The sequence below is a fragment of the Ktedonobacter racemifer DSM 44963 genome (assembly GCF_000178855.1).
Lineage (GTDB): Bacteria > Chloroflexota > Ktedonobacteria > Ktedonobacterales > Ktedonobacteraceae > Ktedonobacter > Ktedonobacter racemifer.
The window spans coordinates 87,251-113,759 of record NZ_ADVG01000004.1 but is presented as its reverse complement, the minus strand read 5'-3'; the positions used below and the strand labels follow the sequence as shown (position 1 = coordinate 113,759).

Here is a 26,509-nt window from a genome sequence, read left to right as displayed (position 1 = left end):
AAAGGGGGAGAAAGGACGTTTCAGAAGGGCTTACGTTTCAGCAGGGCTTTAGGAAGGAGTAGCTGATCTTCGATGTTCGGTAACAGCCATCGACTTCCTTCTCGAATGTGCTCCCGTGTTTTCCTGGAGATCTCGCTCTTCCTGTCAATCAGGGTGAAATTTCACCGCTTTTGCCAGTATCATAAAGGCGTCTGACCACTATGCAACACGCGAGCATGAAAACAACGGGGTATCCAGAGGCGCTGCTCTGATGAGAAAGGAAGAACACGTGACTGCCGATCCCGATGGGAGTGTCCCTGACCAGCTACATGATGAGATGCTCTTCGGTTGGGATCCGACACCAGGCATTGTCTCTGTCTGGGCGACACGGGCAGGGAAAGCGCTTGTCTGGCAACGGCAAGGGGGAGAGGTCAGCTGTAGCAAAGCGTCCTTTCGCCCCTGGCTCTTTGCCAGAACGTTGGAGGATCTCCCACCGTTGCACGCGCAACCTCCGGCGACACTTCCCTGGGGCAGGGATCAATCGCCGATCAGCTATCGCGTGCTGGAAGGTTCCGTTGGCTCGTATCGGTATCTGCTTTCAGCTCGCGATGGGCACCTGTTAGAGCGGATGCTCCTTTCGGGAGCCTCACGACGCCTGGGCCGCCAGGTAACCTCGCTTGGTTCCTTGTGGGAAGACTATTACCGCGTTGGCCCCGTGGAACAATATCTGATGCAAACGGGGCGTGTCTTCTTTCGAGGCCTGGCCTATGATGATCTCCATCGCCTGCAATTTGATGTAGAAACCACCTCGCTTGATCCCTCGCGAGGTCGCATCTTTTTGGTCGCAATTCGAGACAATCATGGGCACGAATGTATTTTGGAAGCGCCTACTCCTGAAGAAGAACCAGCTCTCATCACTGAGCTGTGTGCAGTGATTCGTCGTTTGGACCCCGATGTCATCGAGAACCATAATCTGTTTGGCTTTGATCTCCCGTTTCTTGAGGCCCGCGCTAATGCGCTCCATGTGCCCTTGTTGCTTGGACGATCTGGTGCCCCATTGCAGCTGGAATCGTTTGAGGAAGCGGGAGCTCATCGCAGGAAACGCAAGCACTTCAGTGTCGCGGGACGAGAACTGATCGACACTTTAGATGCGGTTCGCCGATATGATTTTGTTGCGCGCTCCTTGCCATCCTATCGCTTAAAAGAAGTTGCTCGCCATTTCGGCATGGCCGCTCCAGAACGTGTGTACCTGGAAGGGAGCAAGATCTATGAGACATATCAGCGTGACCCAGATCTGGTACGCAAATATGCACTCGACGACGTGTGTGAGGTTGACGAGATTTCGCTTCGCCTGATGGGAGCTGCCTTTGCCCTCGCCGGGATGGCCCCTCGTCGCTATGAGCGAGTAGCTTCAGCCGGTCCAGCTATGGGAATCCTTGAGCCGATGATGGTTCGGGCATACGTACGAGCAGGTGCGGCGCTTCCACCCTATACGACCGGCCAGGAAGAGCGTTATGGGCAGCATCAAGGTGGTGCCTCTTACCTGTTAGCAGAGGGAGTCGCAGAGCATATCGTGAAAGCCGATGTTGCCTCGCTCTATCCCTCGCTAATTCGGGCTTTTCGGATTGGACCCAAGAGCGATCGCCTGGGCGTTTTTTTGCATTTCATGGATCGGTTGACGGAGTTGCGCCTCTTCCATAAAAGAGCAGCACGGGAAGCTTCTCCTGGCTCGACAGAGGCGAATCAGCACGATGGCACACAGGCGGCCATGAAGACCGTGATTAACGCGGCGTATGGGTATTTGGGAGCGACCTCGATGGCACTCTTTGCGGATCTGGAGGCGGCAAACGAGGTGACCAGGCGCGGCAGGGCACTGCTCGATAGTCTTCTTGCGTCCCTACGAGAGCGAGGAATGGTGCCAATTGAAGCGGATACCGATGGGGTATACTTTGCGGTCCCGCGTGAGTGGAGTGAAGAACAAGAACGTGCACTAGTGAACGAGGTGGGCGCGACGTTGCCCGACGGGGTGAAGTTGGAATACGAAGCTCGCTATGCCGCGATGCTCTCTCACGCGATCAAGAATTATGCGCTCTTGACGTATTCGGGAGAGACCATCGTGCGAGGGGCGGCCATGCGGTCGAGCCGATCGGAACCTTATGGGGAGCGGTTTTTGCGTCAGGCATTGCGCTGTGTGATGCAGGGTGACCTGGTTGGAGTGGAGCAACACTATCAGGAAACGCTCCGGGCGCTGCGGATACGCTCACTTCCTGCCTCCGATGTCGCCACCCGTCTTCGGCTCTCGAAAGACGCGCAGACGTATCTCGTCGGTCGTGCAAGGCAGAAAGAGATATTGTCAACTTGGAACGTAGCTGAACAATGTGCTAACATGGCTTCATGAAAACAACCACCACTGCCCCCGATTACAGAGGCTACCGCTTTCCGTCTGAAATCATCAGCCATGCTGTCTGGCTCTATTTTCGTTTTTCCTTGAGTTTTCGCGACGTTGAAGAGCTTCTGGCACAGCGCGGCATCGTCGTCACCTACGAAACCGTGCGCCAGTGGTGCTTGAAGTTTGGGCAGACGTACGCGAACGAACTCCGCCGCCGTCGCCCTCGGTGTGGGGACAAGTGGCACCTGGATGAGGTCTTTCTCACCATCAATGGGAAAAGGTCGTATCTGTGGCGAGCCGTCGATCAGGACGGCAACGTGCTGGATATCCTGGTGCAGAGCCGGCGGAACACACACGCGGCGAAACGCTTTTTCCGCAAACTGCTCAAAGGGTTGCAATACGTTCCTCGTGTAATCATTACCGATAAGCTGAGGAGCTATGGCGTGGCCAAACGCGAGATCCTGCCTGGCGTAGAGCACCGGCAGCACAAAGGGCTCAACAACCGGGCGGAAAATTCTCACCAACCGACGCGCCTGCGTGAAAAGAAGATGCGGCGGTTCAAATCAACGAAACAGGCTCAACGCTTCCTCTCTGCCTTTGGCCCCATCGCTGGACATTTTCAACCGCGACGACACCGTCTGAGGGCCGGAAAATACCGCGCTCTTTTACAGGACCGATTTCAGACTTGGAATGAACTGACTGGAGCAAAGCGAGTCGCATAACCATAGGTATCCCCCACATCTTCCATGACCCATCAGCATCCTTCTTCGCTATAACTCAGCAATATTCTTCATTTTTCTGGTTAAGTTGACAATACCGCGCGGGATTCAGAGACGCGCCGCTAATTGATCCGCCCACAAGGATGCTGACCAGCAACGTAAGGCCGATGCCAAAGCCGCCAATTTTGGGCGCGCGCTCGTCAACAGCAGTTCCAAAGACCGCCAGGACTAGGAAGAAGGTCAGCAGCGCCTCAACGAAGACGCCCAGGCCGAAAGAAACGCCGGTTCCAAGCATTGGCGTACCGAGTTTCGCCGCTTCCCAGACTGATTGTGGGAAAATGACGCGCAGTGCCAGGCCGGAGAGCGTCGCGCCAACCAGTTGAGCGATAATATATAGCAAGGCTAGGGCAGGTTTGATACGGTTTGTTACTGCCAGGCCGATAGTAACAGCAGGATTGAAATGTGCTCCCGAAGTCGCGCCGAAAATGCAGATCATGATCGCGAGTCCCAGGCCGTGCGCGAGCGCAATGCCTAACGTACCCAGCGCTCCATGCGTCATTTGATTCGCAACAATCGATCCCGCGCCGCTGAAAATGAAGCAAAACGTTCCGATGAGTTCCGCGATAACGGGTCGTACATAATCGACGCTTGTCTCTTGTGTCGTGGAAGCCGCTTGATCCTCGCGGATCATTTTACCTCTTATAATATCGCTGCTCATTTATTTTCATCCTGTATGCTATCTTCCATAAAGCGATGAATCTGCTGTTATAAGCGATCGCATCGTCGTATTTTCCGAAAAATTACCTCGTATTTTCCGAAAAATTACCCAATTACGTTACCGCAGCTGGCATCCCGTAGCGTACGGACACCAGCTTTGTATGCGTTATCTCAACCGCTCCCTAACCACTCTTGACGCGATTATCTGACGCTCACCTCAAGGCCGAGACCTTTGGCTACGCGGCGGCCCAGGTCGGGATCAACCTGCGACCAGTAGGTGTTGATCACACGTTCCTGCAGGGCACGGTCAACACCCTGGCTCATGTGGGCGACAATATTGGTGACCAGATGCTCTTTCTCCGTCTCGCTCAGCACGTTACGGTAGAGGTTGCCTGGCTGGATAAAGTCGTTATCCTCAGGATGCAGCGTGTACGCGGTACGCGCAACCTCACCACTGATCACTACGCCCTCAGGCTCGCCATAGCGCTGAGTATCGGCCTGGGGACCATTGAAAGTGTTCGGAGAATAGTGAGGCTGGTCCCCATTGTGACGGTAACTCATCGCGCCGTCTTTATTGTAGTTATTCACTTCGCTCTGTGGCTGGTTGACTGGCAACTGATTGTAGTTGGTGCCGATGCGATAGCGGTGAGCATCCGGATAGCTGAAGATGCGACCCTGCAACATCTTATCCGGGCTGGCAGCAATACCAGGGACCATGTTGGCCGGAGATAAAGCAAGTTGCTCAATATCATTGAACATGTTCGCCGGGTTGCGGTCAAGGACCATGCGACCAATCGTGATCAACGGATAGTCGCTGTGCGGCCAGACCTTGGTCAGATCGAAGGGATTGAAGCGATAGGTGGCGGCATCCTCATAGGGCATGATCTGCATCTTCAACTGCCAGGATGGATATTCCTTTCGATCGATCGCCTCAATCAGATCGCGGCGATGGAAGTTAGGATCCTGACCGCTTATCGCACCTGCCTCTGCATTGGTGAAGTTCTCCACGCCCTGATCACTGATGAAGTGGTATTTCACCCAGAACTTCTCGCCTTTGGCATTGATCCACATGTAGGTGTGGCTACCATAACCATTCATGTGGCGTAAGGTGCGGGGAGTCCCACGATCGGTCATCAGGTAGGTCACCTGGTGAGCAGACTCAGGGTATAAAGTCCAGAAATCCCACTGAGCAGTGTGGCTCGGGAGACCCGTGCGAGGTACACGCTTCTGCGAATGGATGAAATCCGGGAACTTAATGGTATCGCGGATGAAGAAGATCGGAGTATTGTTCCCGACCAGATCGTAGTTACCCTCTTCAGTGTAGAACTTGATGGCAAAGCCACGTGGATCGCGCACCGTGTCAGCAGAACCCAGCTCACCGGCAACTGTCGAGAAACGAACAACGAGAGGAGTGCGCTTACCGACGCCATTGAGGAAGGCGGCTTTGGACCACTGGGACACATCAGCAGTTACCTCAAAATAGCCAAAGGCACCTGTACCTCTAGCATGCACTACACGCTCAGGAACACGCTCGCGGTTGAACTGCGCCAACTTCTGAACCAGGTAGTGGTCTTGCAGCAGTAGGGGCCCATTGGGGCCTACAGAAAGCGAATGCTCATCGTTCGCGGTAGGAATGCCCGCATCATTCGTTGTGACTGGTGGTTTCTTGTTGACTTGATCGCTCATTGATTCCTCCAGGAGTTCGTGTTCATACCAAATGTGAAAGTGATTTCAGCAAAGTTCGTGTCGGATACACACAACTCACTTCACAATTTCTCTGTTGTTGACATGCATTAGCCGATGCATAACCGCATCTGGATATAATGATGTCACACAATTAAATTTTTGTCAATACTATTGATCAAAATTAAATTTTTCAAAATTATATTTATTTCAATTTAATTGCACACAATTAAATTGACAAAAACATGTCCATGCGCTATGATATGTGTTAGTAAGATGTAATTTAACCCTTTGCTGCTACTAAGCAGAGGAGTAGGTGGATTTTTATGCACCTATATTTCTATTGCATTGCAAATTTTCGTCGGAAGGATTTTCTATGAGACAGATGTCACAAGATGATATTCTCAAGCTTGACCGCCAACTATGCTTTGCTCTTTATGCAGCAACACGGGCCATGACAAATGCGTACCGTGAACTTTTAACATCGCTGGGATTGACATATCCTCAATACCTGGTCATGCTTGTCCTCTGGGAACATGGGACAAGTACAATGAAAGATCTTGGGCAGATGCTCTATTTAGATTCAGGCACACTCACTCCCTTGCTCAAGCGCCTTGAGATCGCAGGATTGGTGGAACGAATACGTAGCCATGTGGATGAGCGATCGGTAGAAGTTCATCTCACTGAGGCTGGTCTCTCACTCAAAAATCAGGCTCCTCCGATTGCTAGGGAGTTCATCTGTCGTACGGCCTTAGAATCTGAAGCATTTACGAATTTGCGTGAACACCTTCATCAACTGACAGCGGCACTTTCAGCAACAGGTGATGTCATGTGACTTGATTACTGGGCTCTTGGACACATTCGGCCCACGGGATACGCAACGAGTTGAAAACAAACGAGCGAAAAGCGGTTCACGAGAAGTCTCGGAACATGGAGAAGGGGAACAGATGAGGAAATTGGATGGATAAATAGACACAAGTGAATGTCAATGAGATGGTGAAGAGAAGAGGTCCGGAAGAGAAAAGGCGATGGAGAATGCGAGACGAGTCAAGCAGCTTGTATGACAGGAGGTTGTGTTGCAAAAACTATGACGAAGGCGAGATGGACGTGAAGAGGAAGTGTAAAATATTTTGGTTCTTCCGCACTTTCCGTGCTCAACAATTTCAACATCCTGGCAAAAAGCACACCCAGAGAGCGATGAGGTCTGTTTGCATTGAAAAGATGATCAAAGCCATCGAAGAAGCCTTCCTACCTCTGGTGAGGCCGTATGATACCTGGCTCTCCGTATTGTTGAGCACGGAAAGTGCGGAAGAACCAACGTTCGGGATGGCCCCCTAAAAAGTAATACGCGAGAAACACCCGAATGGACTCTTTTGGTCGATTTTCAGCCAAGTGTGCTGAGGGACCCAATTTACAAGCTGTCAATGGAAGAAGAGGTTCTGTCAGAACTCAAACCTGATCTTGCTGAAAAGCCACATCTTTGTTATGCTCATCCCGTCAAGAGAATGGAAGAAGGAGTACGGCCAATGAACTGTCCCTATTGTACAGGGTAGTGTTGCAAAAAAATTAAAGCTCTGCAAATTGAAGCACACACAAACATACCTCACTAGTAAAAGATGCAAAACGTGCGCCCTTTCTCTAGAATAATGATTCTTGTGCTGTAATTACTGGCTCCATTTTCTCCGCTCAAAATTTTTTGCAACACTACCGTTGGAACAGCACCAGTTGCTTTCATCTCGTGGAAAGCTTTGGGATACGCAGCGTTCTTGTCCACGGTGATCACACGAGGGGAGACCATGTGAGAAGAGTCAAGCATATTGTGGAAAAAAGCGTTTGGCGGCTTCAGCGTCGCGGGTGGGACTGAGCAAGAACTCAAGCGTATTCCCCTGAGAATCTACCGCTCGATACAGGGAGACCCAGACGCCTTTGACTTTTCCATACGTCTCATCCACGCGCCAGGAGTCCGTTGTTGTCTTCAAATGAGGTCGACACCGTTTCTCCAACTCGGACGCATAGTGTTGGACCCATCGATAGATCGTGATATGGTCGACGCGCAGACCGCACTCCTGCATGATGCGCCTCCAGGTCGCGATAGCTGAGCGAATAACGGAGATACCAACGAACACAGAGCAAAATAATCTCGGCTTCAAAGTGGCGCCATTTAAATGGGGTTTGCGTCGCCATAATCATCATCATCCCATCTTTTAGCTCCACCCTATCAAATGAAGCTCTGTTTTTGCAACACAACCCGTCCTGGAACGATCGTAGATGTATGCCTGATTATCATGACATGTAGAGCGGGATGATGACCACCGATTAACGCGGGGCGGCCTATGGGGCGGGGTGGCTCTCCCTCTATCCTGGTCAGTAACGAGCAAGCAACCGATTAACCGGGTGAGCTAGGGGTAGTGGAGAGGGTAAAGCCCAGGCTAGGGGTCAGGTGAATCAGTGTCAATCGTCCTCGTCCTGGTCAATGACTGTATGCTACGGCTGCACAGGGTGATGGGATTCAGGAAACGTAGGTAGGCTGTACAACCATAGCATAGAGGATATGACGGAGAGACAGAGCGACCAGTCACAACGTTCCAAAGACAAGGGGAAGGGGATAGGGTGAGTGAGTAGCCTGGACTGCACCCTGGCTATAGGGGAGGAACACCCCACGCATACTCACAATGAGCATACGATCATGAGCAGTTATAAGCGTCAGGTGAGCCGCTCAAAGTGGATCAATGAGCACAACAATGGGTAATCTCAGCGATAACAATGGGTAATCTCAAACACTGTATGAGATTTGAGCCAGTGAGCACAAGTGACCAGTGAGCAGGTAAGCAAGCGAGCGCATGTGAAACTGATTGGTTGTTTGGTCCGTGACACTCGTTGAGTATTTAGCCCGAGACCGAAATTGGAAGCTATTTGAATGGAAGAGCTATCACTGCCTCTCAAGACGGTGCTCATTGTCGAGGATGACCCTTGATATTGGCGAGATGCTTGTAGCGGTTCTTCTGGATGAGACCCCTTATCAAGTGAAGCTCATCCAGGACGCTTCTACTGCACTTGAGATCGTTCGCACTCTCACTCCCCAGCTTGTCATCCTGGACTATCTGTTACCCCATATGGACGGGGTAGCGTGTCTGGACGCACTACGAGCTACGAAAGGCTTGGAACGTGTCCCTGCTATCCTCATGAGTGCCAGCCTTCCCAAGCAAGCCAGGGAACGAACGGACGTCCTTCTTGTGGAGAAGCCCTTTGACCTCTATCAGTTCGTTTCCCTGGTAACGCAAGTGCTCGAAGCAGAGTAGTGAGTGCGATTGAGACACTCATGGTAAGAGCCATGCGCCAAAAGCGCACCACCCCGGATGAAAGTCATCAGAATAGATGACTTTCAGAGGAAATGACCTCAAGGATCGAACGAAAATGCTGGGCCGAGAGCCTCTGCGTCGAACCCTCAGGTCAAAAAAATGCGCTGAAGGTTCGACACGATTTCCGAACCTTGGTTTCTTTTCCGATGAAAGGCTATTTTTCATTGCAAAAGAGGTACCACATGCTTCCATTCTGTGCATCGAAACTCTAACTCCTGGAGCGGCTCTAACCATACAAATTTGTGGCTGACCGAACCTTGAGGGCGAAATTCGATCCTTGGGGTCCATTCCGTCGAACCTTCAGGTCAATTACCAACTCATTTGCCGCCGCTTGTGGTAAATGCCCCGAAAAGTGAGCACCTTTTGACCTCAAGGGTTAGCACTTGCCCCGAAAAGTGAGCAGTTCAACCATTGACGAGCTGTAAAACCGCTCCAGATGCGGATGGTTGTGTGCAGAAGTTGTAAATGCATCTCGAACGACCACAGAGCAAGAGGACAAGGCAAAAGCTGCTTACTTTTCAGGGCGTTTACTTATAACGTGCGTAGCGTGCTTTCCACGATCAGGCATCCCTCCTTTTGGGGAGGGTGACTGTAAAGGTCGATCCTGTTCCGACCTGGCTCTCCACTGTGATGGTTCCCCCATGGCTTTTGACGATTTCGGCCACAATGTAGAGCCCCATGCCCAGGCCGGGGATCGCTCTCTGCTTGGGATCAGTGACCCGATAGAACCGGTCAAAAATCTTGTCGCGCTGCTCTCGCGGGATGCCCAGGCCATGGTCGCGTACACGGATCGTGACCGTCTCAGCGGAGGTGGAGAGATCCATCTCGACCGTCTCTGCGCCAGGAGAATACTTGATAGCATTGCTGATCAGGTTGGTGAAGACCTGTCCGAGCCGATCTTTGTCTCCGACCAGGGAGCAGGGTGCCGTGCCACGCACCACAATGGTATGCGTCGTATGTATCTGCTGCATCGTGTCTGCCACCTCATGGAGCAACGCATCAAGATCGACCATCTCCTGCTGATACTCCAGCCTGCCCGCCTGGATCTTAGAGACATCCAGCAACTCTCCGATCAGGCGTTCCAGTTGCTTGACGGACCCCTCTACCCTGGAAAGCGCGGTGGCAGCCTCGTGATGGGATTGCCTTTCCAGTCGTTTTTGCACCAGTTGGGTCTGCATCTTTACTGCGGCGAGCGGGTTCCTGAGCTCATGGCTGGCCATGCTGATAAAGTCATCTTTGCGTTGTTCCAGTTCCTTGCGGGCCGAATTATCCAGCACAAAAGCGATTGCTTGGAACGGGTGATGCTGTAAGACGACGGCACCTACAAGCACAGGAAGGCGACTGCCATCTTTACACACGTACTCTTTCTCATAGGGTATTATTGACTGATGCAGCGCAAATTCCTGATGGGCCTGCAGGGTCCGGGCCATATATTCTGGAGGCGTCATGTGCCTCCAGCTCATACGCCTTTCACGCAGGTCTTCGAGTGTATAGCCTGTCATGCGCAAAAACGCGTCGTTCGCGTCTACCACCCGTTCATCTTCGGCGACAAAGATCCCGATAATGCTGGAGTTCATCAGGACGCTCGCGCGTTCCTGACTCTGGCGTAAGGCTTCCTCCATCCGTTTCTGCTCGTCGATGTCGGTGACCGTGCCAAACCACTTGACGATCTGACCTGTGTCATCACGTACCGGCGCCCCGCGTGTTAAGAACCAGCGATACTCCCCAGTCTGGCTATTTCTGAGACGCTCTTCGTGCTCATACATTGCTCCCGTCTCCAGGGCATGCTGCCAGAGCGTTCGGGTGCCTTCCCGGTCATCGGGATGGATGAACGGGAGAGGAGCCCATCGGTCGCTTTGCATGTGTTCAACCGTGACCCCGGTGTAGTCACACCAGCGCTGGTTCACATACTCGTGCTGCCCGTCTGAGCGCGTCGTCCACACCAACTGTGGCACCGTTTCGGCCAGCACGCGCCAGTTCTCCTCGCTTTCTTTGATTTTCTGTTCAGCCTGTTTCTGCTCATCGATGTCAGTGCAGGTGCCAAACCATTTGATGATCTGACCGGTGTCATCGCGCACCGGCATGGCACGAGCTAAGAACCAGCGATACGTCCCCGTTTGGCTATTTCTGAGACGATATTCTATCTCATAGGGTTCACCTGTTTGGAGTGTCTGCTGCCGAAGAACCACAACCCGTTCAGCATCCTCAGGATGCATGAACTGACGCCATCCATAGCCTTGGAGGTGCTCAAAAGCGGCATGGGTATACTCACAATAGCGCTGATTACAGTAGTCAAAACGGCCATCTGGTCGAGTGGTCCACACTAACTGCGGCACCGTTTCGGCCAGCACGCGCAAATTCTCCTCGCTTTCTTTGAGCTGCTGCTCCGCCCGTTTCTGCTTCTCAATGTCGGTGCTGGTGCCAAACCATTTGATGATCTGGCCGCCTTCATCACGTACCGGCATGGCGCGGGCTAAGAACCAGCGATACGCTCCGGTCGTGCCCTGGCGCAGGCGCAGTTCCGTTTCATACACTCCGCCGGTCTGGACGGCGCGCTGCCACATGGAGAGGACGCGTTGCCGGTCCTCAGGATGGAGACACTGCACCCATCCCTCCCCCTGGGCCTCTTCGGTACTCAGCCCGGTATAGTCGCGCCAGCGTTGATTATACGAGTCACGATAGCCGTCCGGTTGCCCGGTCCAGACCAGCTGGGGGATGGCATCGATGAGGGCATGGATTTCCGCTTCGGCGCGCTTGCGCGCGGTGATGTCGATGCCAGCGAGGACGAGGTACTCGATGTGGTGCTCCACATCCATGTGGGGGGTGATCGTGACTTCCAGGTGACGGTCCATGCCTTCCCTGGGGTGAACTACCGTCTCGAAACACACCGTTTCACCCATGCTGGCTCGCGCGATGGCGGCGCGTAGCTGCTCTTGACTAGGAGGAGAACAGGACCACCACCGGGTTTGGGCGAGCGGTTGGCCAATGACCTCCTCGCGTCGGATCTGCGCATCCGCTAAGGGAACCTCATTGATCCCCAAGACGATCCCTTCGGGGGTCAGAACGACGATCCCGCTATACAAGCCATCCAGGCCATTGAGGTAGAGATGCTCGCTTTGGGGAACCGTCTCCTGGCGTGGGGCTGGTGCCCCCATCTCGTGGAACTGCAGAAGAAGTCCCCCAACCGTGGAAGAGAGCTGCACGTGCAGCCAGGTCTGGGTCACGGGAGAAAAATACTCCACTTCGCTTGGTGCTCGGGTCCGTTTGGTCTTCTGGACGGCCTGGTAGAGCGAGGTGCTCACCAGCTGCGGAGCGCAGCGCCACAATGGCTGGGCACATACTTCCTCGCGTGTGGCGCCTAGGATACTCTGCGCGCTCGCATTGGCATACACAATCGTCGCGGCGTCATCGACGACAAACAAGGCCCCAGGAAGCGTCTCAAGAAGCGTGAGGAGCGTCTCACTCGACGCAGGCGTGAGACGCTTGGTCGGCTTTGGATTCGACATAGTGCGGTCAATCTCCCTTTCACGTGTTCCCATCCCTGGTGGCGAAGATGCGTACCTGCTCTCACCTCAAGAAGTCTAGTGAAATGATGTGCTATCTTCAAGAAACAAGCAAGCTGTACAATGAGATATCGGTGAAATCGCTCGCCCTATACATAGGACTATTGGCTTATGCACGTCAATGAGACGTTTAGACCTCAGGGGAACTTGTAAAAATAGACTCAACATCTCTCTATGACCCATACCATTTTTCCACCGAGCGTCACGCGGACCGCCCGAAGACATCATGCGTCGCAGTCGCACCACCCGGCAGAGAACCTTGGGAAATGCGCCTTGTCCTCTTGCTCTGTGGTCGTTCGAGTTGCATTTACAACTTCTGCACACAACCATCCGCATCTGGAGCGGTTTTACAGTAGTAAATAAGGCGAAATCCGCAACAATTTTGAGGCGAACGTGAAATAATCAGCGCGAATTGTAGGAATTCGCTATCCTGGGTCTGGAGAAACGGCTCCTCATCTGAGGTTTCGGCGTAAAATGTTGTAAATAACTTGAAGAGAGAATATATAAACAGAAATATGGTGGAGATGGGAAAAGAGGTGTGAATGTGAAACGAAAAACCTGTTCCATTCGTGAAAGAAGCACGCCTTTAGCGACCACAATGGAAAGGACCACGACGCACAATGCAAGCACCTGATGCTCCCTCCTCCCAGGAGGAGGACCCTCCACCTATCAAGACCATCCTCATCATCGAGGACGATCCTGATATTGGCGAGATTCTCGTGCAGTTCTTCAAAGACGAGTTCCCCTGTCAGGTGATCCTTGTTGGTGATGGATTTGCCGCTCTCAAAATCACGCGCACCCTTGTTCCCGATGTCATTCTTCTCGGTATTGTCAACTTAACCAGAAAAATGAAGAATATTGCTGAGTTATAGCGAAGAAGGATGCTGATGGGTCATGGAAGATGTGGGGGATACCTATGGTTATGCGACTCGCTTTGCTCCAGTCAGTTCATTCCAAGTCTGAAATCGGTCCTGTAAAAGAGCGCGGTATTTTCCGGCCCTCAGACGGTGTCGTCGCGGTTGAAAATGTCCAGCGATGGGGCCAAAGGCAGAGAGGAAGCGTTGAGCCTGTTTCGTTGATTTGAACCGCCGCATCTTCTTTTCACGCAGGCGCGTCGGTTGGTGAGAATTTTCCGCCCGGTTGTTGAGCCCTTTGTGCTGCCGGTGCTCTACGCCAGGCAGGATCTCGCGTTTGGCCACGCCATAGCTCCTCAGCTTATCGGTAATGATTACACGAGGAACGTATTGCAACCCTTTGAGCAGTTTGCGGAAAAAGCGTTTCGCCGCGTGTGTGTTCCGCCGGCTCTGCACCAGGATATCCAGCACGTTGCCGTCCTGATCGACGGCTCGCCACAGATACGACCTTTTCCCATTGATGGTGAGAAAGACCTCATCCAGGTGCCACTTGTCCCCACACCGAGGGCGACGGCGGCGGAGTTCGTTCGCGTACGTCTGCCCAAACTTCAAGCACCACTGGCGCACGGTTTCGTAGGTGACGACGATGCCGCGCTGTGCCAGAAGCTCTTCAACGTCGCGAAAACTCAAGGAAAAACGAAAATAGAGCCAGACAGCATGGCTGATGATTTCAGACGGAAAGCGGTAGCCTCTGTAATCGGGGGCAGTGGTGGTTGTTTTCATGAAGCCATGTTAGCACATTGTTCAGCTACGTTCCAAGTTGACAATATCTCCCGCGCGCACCTTCGGGCCTGCGCTCGCCGGTGGTTTCTGGACCAATGATCTTGTCTACTGGATTGGCCCAATCGTTGGTGCAATCATCGCGGCCCTGCTCTACCAATATGTGATCTTGCCCCGCAAGAATCAGTAATCAAGGGTTGGGGAATACAACATTCGCGGCGGAATAATCATACTTTACGCATTCAGAAACACCACTCCTGTGGCTAGAAAAAGGCTGCGCCTCTTTCTCAGATACCATGCTACATAGCAGAAAAGCCCGGAAGTCAGGTCTGGACTGAGTTTAGCACCCTCTCGTTGTACATCGTTAATGAAGTAGGCTGATGGTGAGGTACCATTGCTGGCCCTGCTCTATCGGCCCTTTCCCAATATACGGAAATGGACCTCTTGGCTGTACTTGATAGAGTATCAGCTGGAGAAGCACTCGAAGAGGCAGACAAGTGCCAACCCTATGAGCATGATGATAAATGAGAGGAAAAAGACGCTGTGAATGCTGGGGGGGGGCCAACGCGGACTTGATGATCATCGCATCAGAGAACAGTGGCTGTTCCTTGACGGTAGCTATACGATACAAGTATCGTGCTCAATTGTAATCTTTTGCAGGCGAGGTGGGGATGAGGCGGAGATGTGATTCCCTCGTCTGTCTTGTTCATGACTATAAATATGAGGAATGATATATGTCAACGGTACCACAACCTTCTATTGGTGTGCTCGTGATGGCTTATGGTACGCCTGCTAGTCCTGAGCAGATCGAGCGTTATTATACGCATATTCGACATGGGCGTAAGCCGACGCCCGAACTGCTGGCCGAACTACAGGGTCGCTACCAGGCAATCGGCGGCATCTCGCCTTTGATGCACCATACGCATACGCAGGTTCGTGGCATCCAGGCCGCACTGGATACATTGGCACCGGGCCGCTATCGCACATCCTTGGGAATGAAACATGCTGCGCCTTTTCTCGAAGAGAGCGCACTGGCGCTGGCACAGAGCGGTGTGAAGCAGATCATCGGCTTGGTGTTGGCTCCGCATTATTCCAGCATGAGTGTGGGCGAGTATATGCAGCGTGCCCGGACCGCTATCCCGGCGGAGATCCCCTTCACAGCCGTCGAGTCCTGGCATCGCGCGCCCGGCTACTTGGAGTATCTCACCGAACAGGTGAAGCAGGCGAAAGAGCATCAGTTACGTGAGAGTGGGATCGCTGAGGAGCGGCTAGAAGTCTTGTTTACCGCCCATAGCTTGCCCATGCGTATCCTCGCGCAAGGGGATCCCTATCCTACGCAGCTACAAGAGACCGCACAGGCGGTAGCCACGGCGGCACAACTCCAACACTGGTCGATTGCCTGGCAAAGTGCAGGGCGGACAGCCGATCCCTGGATTGGTCCCAGCATCTTAGATGTCTTACCGGAACTGGCTGCGCAGGGCGTACAGGGCGTGCTGGTCTGTCCCGCTGGCTTTGTCTCCGACCATCTGGAGGTGCTCTACGACCTGGATATCGAGACGATCCAACTGGCGCAGTCGTTGCAGTTGGCATTTGCGCGGACTGCATTACCGAATAATGATGCCCGTGTCTTTGCGACGTTAGCGGACCTCATTCAGGATCATGTAGCAGCGCAGGATATGGCCCATGCCTGAGATGCCGAGGATTGTCATTATAGGCGGCGGGATTACCGGCTTCATCGCCGCCTGTAAATCCCAACATTAAACTGGTGGGAGCGGTATAATTATCCTGGTCAAGGCGGAGATGTTGTTTGAGGAGGGAAGAGAACTTGTTGAGCCTCTCAAGAGCAATGGGGCAAAAACAAAGAAGGCAGAGCAAGCTAGAAGCCACCAGAATAATTGTACTCCCCCCACCAGCTTAATGTTGGGATTTACACACAGGATACGCAAAAAATGCGCGTTTTTCACGATTAACTGCTGCGCACTGCGGAGCTGACAAAAGCTTTGATGAGGATCATGCTTGTGATCTCTGAGGATCATAAACAGCTGGGAGGAAAACGTCGTGAACTATGAAGAAAACACTGACCGTGAATGCACAGGCAGTCTTAGAAGCGGTGCGGAACGCACCGTACCACCCAACTGCCTTAGAGGTGTATGAGATCGTCAGGCAAGAGCAGCCTCATATCGGGTTAGCGAGTATCTATCGTATTCTTCGTTCTCTCGTTGAGCAGGGATACATCCGAGAGTTGCACCAGGGGGACGAGAGCAGCCAATATGATGGGCATATTGCGCGTCATGACCATGCGATCTGTCGCGTGTGTGGCAAGCTCGTGGATATACCTGTTGACGTTGCTTTCTCGTCACAGGCATTGCAAGAGGCGGCGTTCACGGTAGGCATGGTCTTAGAGACGCACGAGGTTCGTTTATATGGATGTTGCTTGTCGTGCCAGGCCGCTCAAGAAGACAAAAAGACCACCAAAGACTAACGATGACCAGTTGAGAGGAGGAAATTAGCTCATGTCATTAGAACAAGAAGTCAACGTGGGGCAGCCAGGCACTGTCGAGCATCCTGCGACAGCCGATGAGCGAGGGGGAGGAGAAGAAACGCCCAGGACCGTCCAGGGTCAGATTGCCGAACTGTTCCATGCGGCCACATCCGACGATGACCAATCGCGCACGTTCTTATTGCGCGTGGTCCAGCCAGGATTGGCGGGTTTGATGGATGGCTCCGTCTCAACGCTGGCTCCTATTTTCGCGACGGCGTTTCTTACTCACAAACCGTTCGCAGCCTTTCTCGTTGGTCTGGCGACTGCCACGGGTGCAGGGATTAGTATGGCCTTATCGGAAGCTCTCTCTGACGATGGAAAGATCACGGGTCGGGGAAGTCCGGTGATCCGGGGGGCTATTACGGGACTGATGACCTTCTTCGGGGGAGCGCTACACACCATCCCCTTTCTGATTGCTGACCTCCACCTGGCGCTGATTGTGGCGTACGTGGTGGTGGCGTTTGAGTTGATCTGCATTGCGGCTATTCGTCATCGCTACTTCAATACCAGTTGGTGGCTCTCGTTCCTCCAGGTGGTTGGCGGAGGCGCATTAGTCTTTGTGGCAGCGCTGCTCTTTGGCAATGCGTAAGCCATCAACGCTTCGGCTTTCCGAGTTCCAAGAGGACGAGAGCTAACGCGTCCTCTTGGAGCTTGGTATTTTCGTGTGGATGAAAATGCGAGAGGGAGAGAATAGAGCGGTGAAAGTAGATGAGGAGCGGGGTGAATGCTTTCACGTGTAGAGGAATATTTGCGCGTGATATGGCTATGGTGGTGAGAAGAAACGAGCAAGTGCGTGCCCCTTGCTGCCGGCGTGATTGTGGTCGCCGTTGAGGCTTTCAAGCGGCAATTTCATGTACCGCACTGTTATCTGTATGTGCAAGGGCATGTAGTAATTGAAGAGGGGAGTCAGCTCTGCGAGATTCTAGTCCTACAGTTGTAGATGACTGGAGATGGCACTTCGGCGCTTGTAGTGACAGAGCCGAGCGAGGGCCTGATGGGCACGTCGCCAAAATGACCAGGCCAGGTGGTAGGCAAAAGGGAAAGACTGTGTGCCTACAAGACGAAAGAAAAGCCGCCGGATTTCGGCAACACTGAGGGAAACCATTACTGGAAGATCAGAAGACACATAGGCTTGAACAGAGTCGTTTGCTTCTGGCTCTGGCGTCTGAGGCGTCTGTTCAGACTTTTTTTGAGTGCGTCTTCTTCATCATGGGCTTGCAAGACCGTTAAAAAGGCCAGAGCAAGCATTGAAAGCGTGACGTGCCGGTACCAACCGTGCCAGGAACGGACTTCATACTCATCCAAGCCCACTTCTCCTTTCCCTTCCTCAAAACACTGCTCCACCGTCCAGCGCGCGCCGAAAGCCTCCACCATCTCCTCCAAAGAGGTGCCAGTGGGGGCAAAGACCAGCACGTAGGCCATCTCTGCCGGTTTGGTTCCCTCGTCCAGGCTTCGCCGCACCAACAGCCAACGTTGCCATCCACTGATAGTTGGTGCCACGAGTTCGATGCGCGCCCATGCGAAGAGGCGTGGTCCTTTGCTCCCCGTGCCTGCACTCAGCTCTCGCCAGTCCTCCCTCGCCAGACCACGTGCTACCTGATCCACTCGCCTGCGAGTTCCTTGCACCTCCACGCGCTCTTTGCAGGCCACAGCCAACGCATACGCCTGCTTGCGGGTCTCCAGACCAGCCCGCAGCGACTGTGAGCTTCCGTACACGGTATCACCAGTTACCCAGGCGGCAGGGAGACCAGCATCCAAAGTGCGCCAGAGCATTTGCGCTGCCAATTCCGGTTTCGTCGCAAAGGTTACCTCTTCTGGCACATGAGCTTCGCGGCGGCGCTCCCGGTTGTCTGTCCAGCTTTTCGGCAGATACAATTCGCGATCCACCAAGGTGTGCCCACGCGAACTAGCGTAAGAAAGAAACACGCCGATCTGACAATTTTCAATCCGACCAGCCGTACCACTGTACTGTCGTTGGACTCCCACCGATTTCCATCCTTTTTTGAGAAAGCCCGTCTCATCAATTACCAAGACAGCACCTGGAGAGGAGAGCGCTTCCCGAACATAGGCATGCAATTCATCTCTTACCCCGTCGCAATCCCACTTCGCCCGATCCAACACGTGTTGGATCGCATACGGCGCGGCCTCTCCCATCTCTTCCGCTACTTGCCATGTGTTTTTTCGCGAGGCATCACCCATCAATCCCTGGAGGTAGGCCAGCGCTCGCTGATGAGCTTCTGGTCGGACGAAATATTGCCTGATCTGTTGGCTCAAGTGGTTGAACGCCGTCGTCCATATCTCTTCAAGGAGAGAAGAGGGGCGAGCTTTGGGGGGGAAATTCATAGCAGCCTCCTTTGTTGTTCTTGTGCCTTTTTAGCGAAAAAAATGCTTGCAGATTGCCTGAGAAGTGAAGAGGGGCAAGAGATCATCCGTCTCCGGGAGGACGCAATGCACCCCCGGCGGAGTTCGGCTGATCAGGCCGCCGAGCTGAATGGCGATGGGCATCCCTTTCTGCCAGACCCGAACATCCGGCCTGCCCGGAACCCGCAGAGAGGTATCTCCCAGGCTGGGGGATGCGGATGCGACTAGCCGGGTCTTCAACAGTGATAAATAGCACCGCCACAATGATTACCTTGATCGGCCTGGTGACTGGGCCGATCAAGGTGCGCTCGACGGGTCAGCCATCTTCGGCTGCGCCAGTGGTTCCAAGTGACGTAATGTCGCCGTTGCCAGTCACGGTAAACGTGCCAGCGAACTCGACGAGCGAGCCTGGGTGGTGGGGCTTCCCATTGGGATCGATGGTGACTCCGACATCGTCGCGGCTCCACGCGCCTCGGGGCACTCCGCCTTGCAGACTGACGTGGTCGAAGACGGCGGTGGCCTGGGCGAAGCGACAGCTACCTCCATTCTTCTCTCCCGTCAGGACGCACGGGGAGGTGACGAAGAGTCCGATTTGCACTGTGACCAACAGCCCGGCCAAGTGAGCCGTGCCGACCCTGGTCCACCGCGTGCCATCGGTCGACTCGTCGCCGGTGAGCGTGTCACCCAAGCGCGTCAGCCGCAGCCAGCGCGGGGATGTCGCGGAGACGAGGCCCGGGATGCCAGCAATGTCCTGGGTGAAGTTGTCCTGCATCCGCACCCCGTGGCTGCCAGTGAGCATCATCGCCGCGTAGGGTGATCCCTGTGTGGTGCTCTCCTTGATGATGACCCCGGCCTTCGCCCATGGCTGGACACCGGGGACCAGAACGATGCTAGAGGCAGAGGCATTGGGGGTGGCGTTTGGCGGAAGGTAGGCGAATTCTCCGGTCATGGAGGTTAGACGGGCGGTGATGCTGCCGTTGCCGACCAGCGGTTGGTAGACAAAGAAGAACTTGTCCTCCACTGCTTCGCCATCTGGCCCCACCGCTCCCTCGGAGGGAACAGTGGGAGAGGAGCAGACCGTGTTACCACCGCAATCCACGGACACAGGGGTGTTGCCGGCTACCACGTAGGGCAGCCCGATCAGCCCGATGAGCAGTGCCGCGACCACCACGCCGACCACCATGCCGCGTTTTTTACGGAAGATGGCCCACTGCGCGCGCAGCACGTGCGCGACAGCTTCGCGCTCGGTTCTCTTTGGTTCCATCATGGTTCCTCCCAGTGTGGCTCCTGTTAGAGACGAGCTTCTTGCCTGCCCACAGCAAGCAGATAGCCTTCTTCCAGGCTGGGGTCACTGGCGACGGCGGACTCGTGCGGGCGCGTTGCGCTGACGATGCGCAACGTGATGCCGTTCATCTGGTTGACCATCGTACTGACTTGATAGGTCGCCTGCAACTGCAAGGCGGTAGCCTGATCGGTGGTCACACTCCAGACCGAACCTGCGGTGCGTACCAGCAGCGCCTCCGGCGTCGTATCAACAAGCACGCGCCCCTCCTGCAAAATCATCAAGCGGTTGGCCACGGCCTCCACATCGCTGATGATATGCGTACTCAGCAGAATGATGCGGTTGCGGGTCAGGCTGGCGAGCAGCGTGCGAAACCGCACGCGCTCGGCGGGATCGAGTCCTGCGGTCGGCTCATCGACAATCAAGAGTTCGGGATCGTTGAGCAGGGCCTGCGCGATGCCGATGCGCTGCTTCATGCCGCCGGAATAAGTGGGCAGCTTGCGGTCAGCCATCTGCTCCAGATTGACGACCTCGATCACTTCATCAACGCGCTTATTGGCAATGGATCTAGGCAGCCCTTTCATCGCAGCCAGATAGCGCAGGAACTGGCGTCCCGTGAACTCTGGATAGACGCCAAACTCCTGGGGCAGATAGCCCAACACCTGCCGGAGCGCCTGGCCATGGGTGCGGATGTCCTGTCCGTTCCAGCGGATGGTCCCCTCGGTCGGCTCCAGCAGGGTCGCGATCATGCGCATCAAGCTCGTCTTGCCAGCACCGTTGGGTCCAACCAGCCCCAGCATGCCCGGGGCACCTCGCAGCGACAGGTCACGTAGAACCCAGTTCTGCCCATAGCGCTTGCTCAGGTGGTCAATCGTCAATTCCATCTTTGTTCCCTCTTTCTTTTTGCGCCCTCGCGCTCGAAGCCCTTAGCTGAGCACATCGCGGAACCGCTTGAAGGCGAGGGCCACAACCAGCACCAGCACCAGGCTGAACCCGGCCAGCAACAGGTGTGGCACGAACCAGCCCGCGAGATCGGGCATTTTGTTCTCAATGGAGAGAAGAAACTGCTGAAGCTGTGCCTCGCTCGTGATCGTAGGGTCAAGGTTAATGAAGTACGAAGGAAGGAGCCCATGCGCAGTTATCCCGCTCGTCGGGTCCCAATTGACGTACCAGGCAGGAGGAGTGGTATTGTCGCCTAGCCCGAGGGGGATCACCAGCGCCCCCACGATCCACGCCACCAGGATCACAACCTTGACCAGTGTGGAGAGACGCGGGAACAACGTGCTCAAGGCGAAGCCGAAGCTGCTGACTAGGATCGTCGCCGGTAAGACCATGCCAACCCAGAGGAGCAGCACGGTGCCGATCTGGGGCAATGGGTAATCGGCGACGGTCAGATGCAAAAGCCCCCCCATCCCAAGAATGGAGGCCAGCAAGAGCAGCGCCAGTCCCAGGCTCATCACCAGGCCCGCCAGGTAGCGTCCCCAGACATAGGCCCAGGTCGGCAGCGCGGTCGTCATCAGCAGTTCGTGGGTGCGCCGTTGCAGATCTCGTGTTACGCCATCAGCTGTGACAAAGGGCAGAAGGAGAACCAGCACGATCAGAACGGTCGGCAGGGTACGAAGAAGCCCTCCCGCGCTGGTTCCGGCAACGAAGCCGCTGAGCGATTCGCTACTCCCCCCGTGAATTACGCCTGTACTAAAATGCTCTGGTGCGTGCAGTGCCCACGTGATGAGGAGCAAGAAGCCGATGAGGCCGAGGGCCTGAAACCAGAAGAGCTGGTTGGCGCAGAAGCGGCGAAACTCCCAGATCATCACGTTCAGAAACAGGCGAGGGTTCTTGTTGAGAGATCGGGTTTGCTGGCCAGTACCGGTCAGCGCAGTAATACTCATGGTAATCTCCTTTTGTATGTGAGAGTTTACAGGTGCGATGTGTTGCACATGCCCTCTTACGAGTCAGCCCCTAAAAAGGTTCGCAACCCTTAGAGATGCGGGAGCAGGCGGTGCATGCTGGCGTGGATGCGTAGAAGCGCAATAACGAGCAGTGCCAAGCCGATGCAGCCCGGCAGCATCACAAGCGAAAGTGAGAGCAGATGCGCCTGGAGGTTGGAGAGAGTGCTGATGGCCAGAAAGGCGAGCCAGCTTCCATAGGCCAGGGAGGCTGCGGCCTGGACCGAGAGGCGGAGCGAAAGCAGCAGGGTCAGTCCCGCGACCAGGAGCAGGGGTATGAGAAAGGTGAGCGTCAGCGTCAGCACCTGCCCGGCGCCGCCGGCCCAAAGCGCCAGACTCAGCGCAAGGCCCAGGCCCACATCATAGCCCAGCACAATCACCAGCCGGGCTATGGCCAGTTGCAGTGGAGAGGGCAAGCAGACCAGTTCCAGTTCCAACACCCGCGTTCCTCTCCCACGAAAGGCGACGAGGGTTCCCAGGTAGGAAAGGCACGGCCCACTGACACGCAGCACCAGTTCTTGATCAGGAAGCACCCTGCCCAACACCACCGCCGCGCCCAACAGGGTGACAAGCGCGCTCACTAGCCAGAAGCCCAGGCCAAAGAGGCTCACCTGCGCGCGGGCTGTTGCCAGCAACCCGGTGACGCGACGAGGCTTTTGCTCACGAAGCGCCTGGCGCACGGCTGAATGCAGCGGTATCGCCTGTTCGAGGACGGACAACAGGTCCCCCTGGTCAGCAGGAGTGATGTGCCCCTCAGGCCACTCTGCCAGCCGTCGCACAAGGGGTGTCCAGGCAGCGATTTCAGCCGGAGTCGCATCCAGTTCCCGCAGCGCTTCCCTCAGATCATCACGATCGTTTGTCTCCACAGATCTCCTCCTTTAGCAATAGGTATCCGCTGACGATGCGAGAAGACTCCGTAAGCGCCGCAAACCCGTAGAGAGTCGCCATTTGACCGTTCCCAGGGGAATACCGAGCGTGTCAGCGATCCCTTGCAGACTCAAATCGCAGTAAAAACGCAACCAGAGCGTCGTCCGGTATTCCATACCCAGCAGGTTTAAGGCATCGACAAGAGCGGATCGCTGCTCCCCGCGCAAGGCATATTCCTCTGGCCCAGGAACCTCATCGAGTATCCAGACCTCATGCTCAGACGCTAACGGCGTTGAAAGGCGTGTCGCGCTCGATTTGAAATGATCGCGGGCCAGATTGGTCGCGATGGCATACAGCCAGGATTTGAACGGGCGATTGCCACGCGTCGCATGTTGGCGAAGCACGCGCAAGAAGGTTTCCTGGGCCAGATCTTGAGCAAGCGCTCAATCAGCCCCCATCAGCCGATCGAGGTAACCGGTGAGCACGTGTTGATAGCGCTCGACAAGGGTAGCCAGGGCAGCCATTTCTCCTGCTATCACCTCATCAAGGAGTTGCTCATCGCTCAACCTCTGCATACCTATCCTTTCTTTCTGGCGCCTCTCTGGTGTGTTTGTGTTCGTCCCTTAAACGAGCGAACAGGGCAAAAGGTTGGCGGATGCCAGACAAATTTCACGTGATGGAAGTTCATCCACAGTGGCTCGCATTTCCGCGGCCTGGGCTATTGCAAGCAGATCACTGGGCACCTGGCAAGACACAAGCAGAGGAGATAGGCAAAAGCCAGATCATCCTCTCGGAAGGGGGCGAAAGAGACGGAGTCATCTACAACTGTAGGACTAGGCTGGGCGAGTGTGATTGGGCCGGACAAGGAATTGGATTTGCTTATTTTAGGAGATGCAGGCGCGGAAGATGATCGAGCCTGGCGCTGGGTCTGTCCAATGCCGGGCACTGTGCTCCTTTTATCGACGTCTCGACAGGCCTTTCAGGCATTAGTGGTCTGTTCACCAATAGCTAGGAGCAAGCTTCTTGTGAAGAATCCCTTTCCGCCAAAAAGAAGCGAAGAGCATCTTCCCCCCGACGGGGGAGGATGCTCTTCGCTTCTTTTCTCGCTAGAAGAGACTAGTAGCGGTCGCGATAACCACCACCATTTGAGCTGCGACCGCGGCTCTGGTAGCCACCACCACCGGGAGCGCGACGCTCGCGCGCCTCGTTGACCGTAATAGTGCGGTCGCCCAGGGTTGAGCCGTTCAGCTGCTCAATAGCCGCGCGGGTCTCGTCATCGCTGCTCATCTCAACAAAGCCAAAGCCTTTGCTGCGCCCGGTCTCACGATCGGTGATGACTGTGGCGGAGGTAACCTGGCCGATCTGCTCAAAAAGCTGGATCAGATCTTGCTCGGTTGACTGATAGGGGAGGCCCCCAACGTAAATTCTCATCTTAATTCTGCTCCTGTGCTGACATCTCTCGACAATTGATGCTCGTGAAACCAACTCTCACAGGAGCGATCCAATTCCTTCTAATGCCATACGGCAATTGTACCATATGTCGTGACAGGGGTTACTGTTTCCCCACCTGGGACAGCCAGGAGTAGTGCGGTGCTGCCAGCTTTCCCAACTCGTGTGATCAAGGCCTTGACCTGGCCTGTTCTCTCGTCGTGCATGGCGCGTTGGTGTCTATGAAGTCAAGGACCGCGAGCTTTTTGTCATCCAGGAGAGCGGAGAGAGAACCGGTATCATCGTTGGAGCTTGGAGAGAGATGAAAAAGCGCATAGGACAGAAATAGAGTATACTTGAAGCACTAAAGTAAGAAGCACCAGGGCGAGCGTCTCTCGTCAAATCGGCTCACCCTGGTGTGATCGGATAAGAGCAAGGCTCTTGCTTTCATGATACCAGATGAGGATGGAAGAATGACATTTAACACACAGCAGTTATTGACCTGGCCGCGTGTCCATGAGTGGGCAGAACAACAGGAACCCGGCGCGATCGTCGGCGAGAGCTGCACCAACAGCACTTGCCCACTCGCCAACTATCTACGAGATCAGACCGGCATCCATTGGAGTGTAGGCCCAAGTATCCGGCCAGTAGACGGTACGGTACAAGATCGCTTGAACAAGCCAAAGTGGGTACAGATGATGATTGATCGAACTGACGAGGCCACCGGCAACAAGGGCGGTCACGTCACACGAGAGCAGTTGCTTGCAGTGCTAGAGCAGGTGAAGAACGAAGCGGAGCCATATACCCCCTCACCCTCTGATGAGGGCCTATTCTTGACGCTCCTCACAGGTCAGGTGTGCCAAAAAATTCAGCGTGAGTACTCAGCTGGTCGAATCGCCGACCTGGAGACCTACAATTGCCTGTCTGAGATGGCGAGGAAGGCAGATATGCAGGCGAGGAAGCTTCTTCAACTTTTAGAAGGCGGTCAACAAAGAGAGGAGAAATAGAGCATGCCAAAACGTGTACCGCATGTGGCAAGCCTGCATACGACGGCGAGGAAGAAGGGCGTGGATAAACGCAAAAGAATGATGGGCGACCTCAGCTATGCCGAGCAAGTTCTCATGCGTGTAAGCACTTGGCTAGAGAAGTTACAGCATGATGAGGCACTCTCATCCGACCTGCGCACGCAAGCCTCTTCGTATTGCACAGATGTAAGACAGGCTCTGCATGGTATTCAAGAGCCTACCGATGGGTTAAAGGTGGCAATTCTCTCTCTGATAGGCGAGTTCTTGCCTGGGGATATCGTGAATCATCCTCTTTTGGGGAATGGCATTGTGCTACCATCGGCATCACACCCTGGATACATCACAGTTCAATTCGCAGATGAAGCAAAGCCAAAAGAGCTTGATTTGTCAATCGCCAAGCTGAAAAAGGTTACCATCTCCACTCCTTAACACCTGCCACCTCGACCAGAGCGCCTCTCCAACTGGAGGAGCGTCTCTTTCAAAGAGACGGAGGCCATGCCGAGTTGTGTGTAAGGGCAAGCCTTTTCAAAGAAGGGTAGTGGAGGTGATACTACAGGCATAGGATGTTCTTTTAGAACAAATCACTCATTTTCTCAAAAGGAGAAGACTATGCCTGCATCCAAGAAAAAGCCTACCACACCAGCTTCTGAGGTTTCAACTCAGGAGTCATCATCGCCTGCCCTGCCAGAACAGGAGGAATTTCGTCAATATTTACATGACGCCATTCCGAGTTTTGTGTAAAGAAACATCTGCTTGATTTGGCACACAAATCTATAAAACGTGTGACATTGCCCATTCAGCAGGATGGAAGAAGTGAGAGCAGAGTACGTGATGCAGGTGATACACTAGAGAAAAGGAGGTATTCATGAACTACGAATCCTCAGCTACAATATTTTGGCTGGTGGCGAAGGTCGCCTTCCACTTCTTCTTAGTGTCATCAAGAAGCAACAGCCAGATGTTATCGCATTGCTAGAAGCCAGAAGTCGTTCTCATGCAGCCATGCCCGCCCAACAAT

24 protein-coding genes and 1 pseudogene are annotated in these 26,509 nt (G+C 54.3%); 11 read left to right on the top strand and 14 right to left on the bottom strand.

Annotated elements, in window-relative coordinates:
* Positions 1 to 250 precede the first annotated feature (250 nt).
* On the top strand, positions 251 to 2,377 hold the full coding sequence (locus KRAC_RS41960) for a 3'-5' exonuclease (protein WP_007917890.1): 2,127 nt from the start codon (positions 251 to 253) through the stop codon (positions 2,375 to 2,377).
* Entirely contained in the window at positions 2,374 to 3,090 is a 717-nt protein-coding gene (locus KRAC_RS41955; protein WP_007917873.1) for an IS6 family transposase, read from the top strand. The genes KRAC_RS41960 and KRAC_RS41955 overlap by 4 nt, the downstream gene beginning before the upstream one ends.
* 55 nt (positions 3,091 to 3,145) lie before the next feature.
* On the opposite strand, the gene KRAC_RS41950 is transcribed toward KRAC_RS41955, so the two are convergent.
* Positions 3,146 to 3,778: an MIP/aquaporin family protein gene (locus KRAC_RS41950; RefSeq protein ID WP_244422493.1), complete on the bottom strand. Its 633-nt coding sequence runs from the start codon at positions 3,776 to 3,778 to the stop codon at positions 3,146 to 3,148.
* A gap of 227 nt (positions 3,779 to 4,005) precedes the next feature.
* The gene (locus tag KRAC_RS41945; RefSeq protein WP_007917888.1) at positions 4,006 to 5,490 is read right to left on the bottom strand and encodes a catalase; all 1,485 of its coding nucleotides are present in this window, start codon (positions 5,488 to 5,490) and stop codon (positions 4,006 to 4,008) included.
* Between the two features lie 373 nt (positions 5,491 to 5,863).
* Here KRAC_RS41945 and KRAC_RS41940 point away from each other — a divergent pair, with 373 nt between their 5' ends.
* On the top strand, positions 5,864 to 6,322 hold the full coding sequence (locus KRAC_RS41940; RefSeq protein ID WP_007917887.1) for a MarR family winged helix-turn-helix transcriptional regulator: 459 nt from the start codon (positions 5,864 to 5,866) through the stop codon (positions 6,320 to 6,322).
* A gap of 885 nt (positions 6,323 to 7,207) precedes the next feature.
* On the opposite strand, the pseudogene KRAC_RS63600 reads toward KRAC_RS41940, so the two are convergent.
* A pseudogene (locus KRAC_RS63600) lies at positions 7,208 to 7,671 on the bottom strand (IS6 family transposase); the annotation flags it as partial.
* 779 nt (positions 7,672 to 8,450) lie between these two features.
* On the opposite strand from KRAC_RS63600, the gene KRAC_RS41925 reads away from it, so the two are divergent.
* The gene (locus KRAC_RS41925; RefSeq protein ID WP_157507804.1) at positions 8,451 to 8,786 is read left to right on the top strand and encodes a response regulator; all 336 of its coding nucleotides are present in this window, start codon (positions 8,451 to 8,453) and stop codon (positions 8,784 to 8,786) included.
* Positions 8,787 to 9,406: 620 nt separating this feature from the next.
* On the opposite strand, the gene KRAC_RS41920 is transcribed toward KRAC_RS41925, so the two are convergent.
* On the bottom strand, positions 9,407 to 12,352 hold the full coding sequence (locus KRAC_RS41920; RefSeq protein ID WP_007917881.1) for a PAS domain-containing sensor histidine kinase: 2,946 nt from the start codon (positions 12,350 to 12,352) through the stop codon (positions 9,407 to 9,409).
* 677 nt (positions 12,353 to 13,029) lie between these two features.
* On the opposite strand from KRAC_RS41920, the gene KRAC_RS41915 reads away from it, so the two are divergent.
* Positions 13,030 to 13,281: a response regulator transcription factor gene (locus tag KRAC_RS41915; protein WP_007917876.1), complete on the top strand. Its 252-nt coding sequence runs from the start codon at positions 13,030 to 13,032 to the stop codon at positions 13,279 to 13,281.
* 48 nt (positions 13,282 to 13,329) lie between these two features.
* Here the strand turns inward: KRAC_RS41915 and KRAC_RS41910 are convergent, their stop codons facing one another.
* Positions 13,330 to 14,046: an IS6 family transposase gene (locus KRAC_RS41910; RefSeq protein ID WP_007917873.1), complete on the bottom strand. Its 717-nt coding sequence runs from the start codon at positions 14,044 to 14,046 to the stop codon at positions 13,330 to 13,332.
* A 37-nt stretch (positions 14,047 to 14,083) separates the two neighbouring features.
* On the opposite strand from KRAC_RS41910, the gene KRAC_RS67480 reads away from it, so the two are divergent.
* The 4 genes from KRAC_RS67480 (at position 14,084) to KRAC_RS41890 (ending at position 17,174) form a co-directional block, all read left to right on the top strand.
* Positions 14,084 to 14,233, top strand: a complete 150-nt coding sequence (locus KRAC_RS67480) for an aquaporin (protein WP_274532180.1) — start codon at positions 14,084 to 14,086, stop codon at positions 14,231 to 14,233.
* A gap of 544 nt (positions 14,234 to 14,777) precedes the next feature.
* On the top strand, positions 14,778 to 15,734 hold the full coding sequence (gene hemH / locus KRAC_RS41900) for a ferrochelatase (RefSeq protein ID WP_007917869.1): 957 nt from the start codon (positions 14,778 to 14,780) through the stop codon (positions 15,732 to 15,734).
* Between the two features lie 374 nt (positions 15,735 to 16,108).
* Positions 16,109 to 16,525 carry a Fur family transcriptional regulator gene (locus tag KRAC_RS41895; protein WP_007917867.1) on the top strand — a complete coding sequence of 139 codons (417 nt, stop codon included), beginning with the start codon at positions 16,109 to 16,111 and terminating at the stop codon, positions 16,523 to 16,525.
* Positions 16,526 to 16,556: 31 nt separating this feature from the next.
* Positions 16,557 to 17,174, top strand: a complete 618-nt coding sequence (locus tag KRAC_RS41890; RefSeq protein WP_007917865.1) for a VIT1/CCC1 transporter family protein — start codon at positions 16,557 to 16,559, stop codon at positions 17,172 to 17,174.
* A 515-nt stretch (positions 17,175 to 17,689) separates the two neighbouring features.
* Here KRAC_RS41890 and KRAC_RS41885 read toward each other — a convergent pair.
* The 9 genes from KRAC_RS41885 to KRAC_RS41850 all read right to left on the bottom strand — a co-directional run bounded on the left by KRAC_RS41885 (position 17,690) and on the right by KRAC_RS41850 (position 24,472).
* Positions 17,690 to 18,928 (bottom strand): IS701 family transposase, encoded by a 1,239-nt coding sequence (locus KRAC_RS41885; RefSeq protein ID WP_075164527.1) that lies wholly within the window; start codon positions 18,926 to 18,928, stop codon positions 17,690 to 17,692.
* 30 nt (positions 18,929 to 18,958) lie between these two features.
* Positions 18,959 to 19,090 carry a hypothetical protein gene (locus tag KRAC_RS78715; protein WP_274532179.1) on the bottom strand — a complete coding sequence of 44 codons (132 nt, stop codon included), beginning with the start codon at positions 19,088 to 19,090 and terminating at the stop codon, positions 18,959 to 18,961.
* A 172-nt stretch (positions 19,091 to 19,262) separates the two neighbouring features.
* Entirely contained in the window at positions 19,263 to 20,072 is an 810-nt protein-coding gene (locus tag KRAC_RS41880; protein ID WP_157507797.1) for a DUF1349 domain-containing protein, read from the bottom strand.
* A 164-nt stretch (positions 20,073 to 20,236) separates the two neighbouring features.
* On the bottom strand, positions 20,237 to 21,112 hold the full coding sequence (locus KRAC_RS41875; RefSeq protein ID WP_007917862.1) for an ABC transporter ATP-binding protein: 876 nt from the start codon (positions 21,110 to 21,112) through the stop codon (positions 20,237 to 20,239).
* 42 nt (positions 21,113 to 21,154) lie between these two features.
* Positions 21,155 to 22,117 carry an ABC transporter permease gene (locus KRAC_RS41870; protein WP_007917861.1) on the bottom strand — a complete coding sequence of 321 codons (963 nt, stop codon included), beginning with the start codon at positions 22,115 to 22,117 and terminating at the stop codon, positions 21,155 to 21,157.
* An 89-nt stretch (positions 22,118 to 22,206) separates the two neighbouring features.
* Positions 22,207 to 23,040 carry a hypothetical protein gene (locus KRAC_RS41865; RefSeq protein WP_007917860.1) on the bottom strand — a complete coding sequence of 278 codons (834 nt, stop codon included), beginning with the start codon at positions 23,038 to 23,040 and terminating at the stop codon, positions 22,207 to 22,209.
* A gap of 12 nt (positions 23,041 to 23,052) precedes the next feature.
* Entirely contained in the window at positions 23,053 to 23,469 is a 417-nt protein-coding gene (locus KRAC_RS41860; protein ID WP_274532207.1) for an RNA polymerase sigma factor, read from the bottom strand.
* A 15-nt stretch (positions 23,470 to 23,484) separates the two neighbouring features.
* Positions 23,485 to 23,616, bottom strand: coding sequence for a hypothetical protein (locus KRAC_RS78710; RefSeq protein ID WP_274532178.1), 132 nt, complete (start codon positions 23,614 to 23,616; stop codon positions 23,485 to 23,487).
* Positions 23,617 to 24,157: 541 nt separating this feature from the next.
* On the bottom strand, positions 24,158 to 24,472 hold the full coding sequence (locus KRAC_RS41850) for an RNA recognition motif domain-containing protein (RefSeq protein ID WP_007917856.1): 315 nt from the start codon (positions 24,470 to 24,472) through the stop codon (positions 24,158 to 24,160).
* Between the two features lie 470 nt (positions 24,473 to 24,942).
* On the opposite strand from KRAC_RS41850, the gene KRAC_RS41845 reads away from it, so the two are divergent.
* Together KRAC_RS41845 and KRAC_RS41840 are read left to right on the top strand one after the other, a co-directional pair.
* Entirely contained in the window at positions 24,943 to 25,476 is a 534-nt protein-coding gene (locus tag KRAC_RS41845) for a hypothetical protein (RefSeq protein ID WP_007917854.1), read from the top strand.
* Between the two features lie 3 nt (positions 25,477 to 25,479).
* A complete protein-coding gene (locus KRAC_RS41840) occupies positions 25,480 to 25,923 on the top strand; it encodes a hypothetical protein (RefSeq protein WP_007917853.1) in 444 nt (147 codons plus the stop codon).
* Positions 25,924 to 26,509 lie beyond the last annotated feature (586 nt).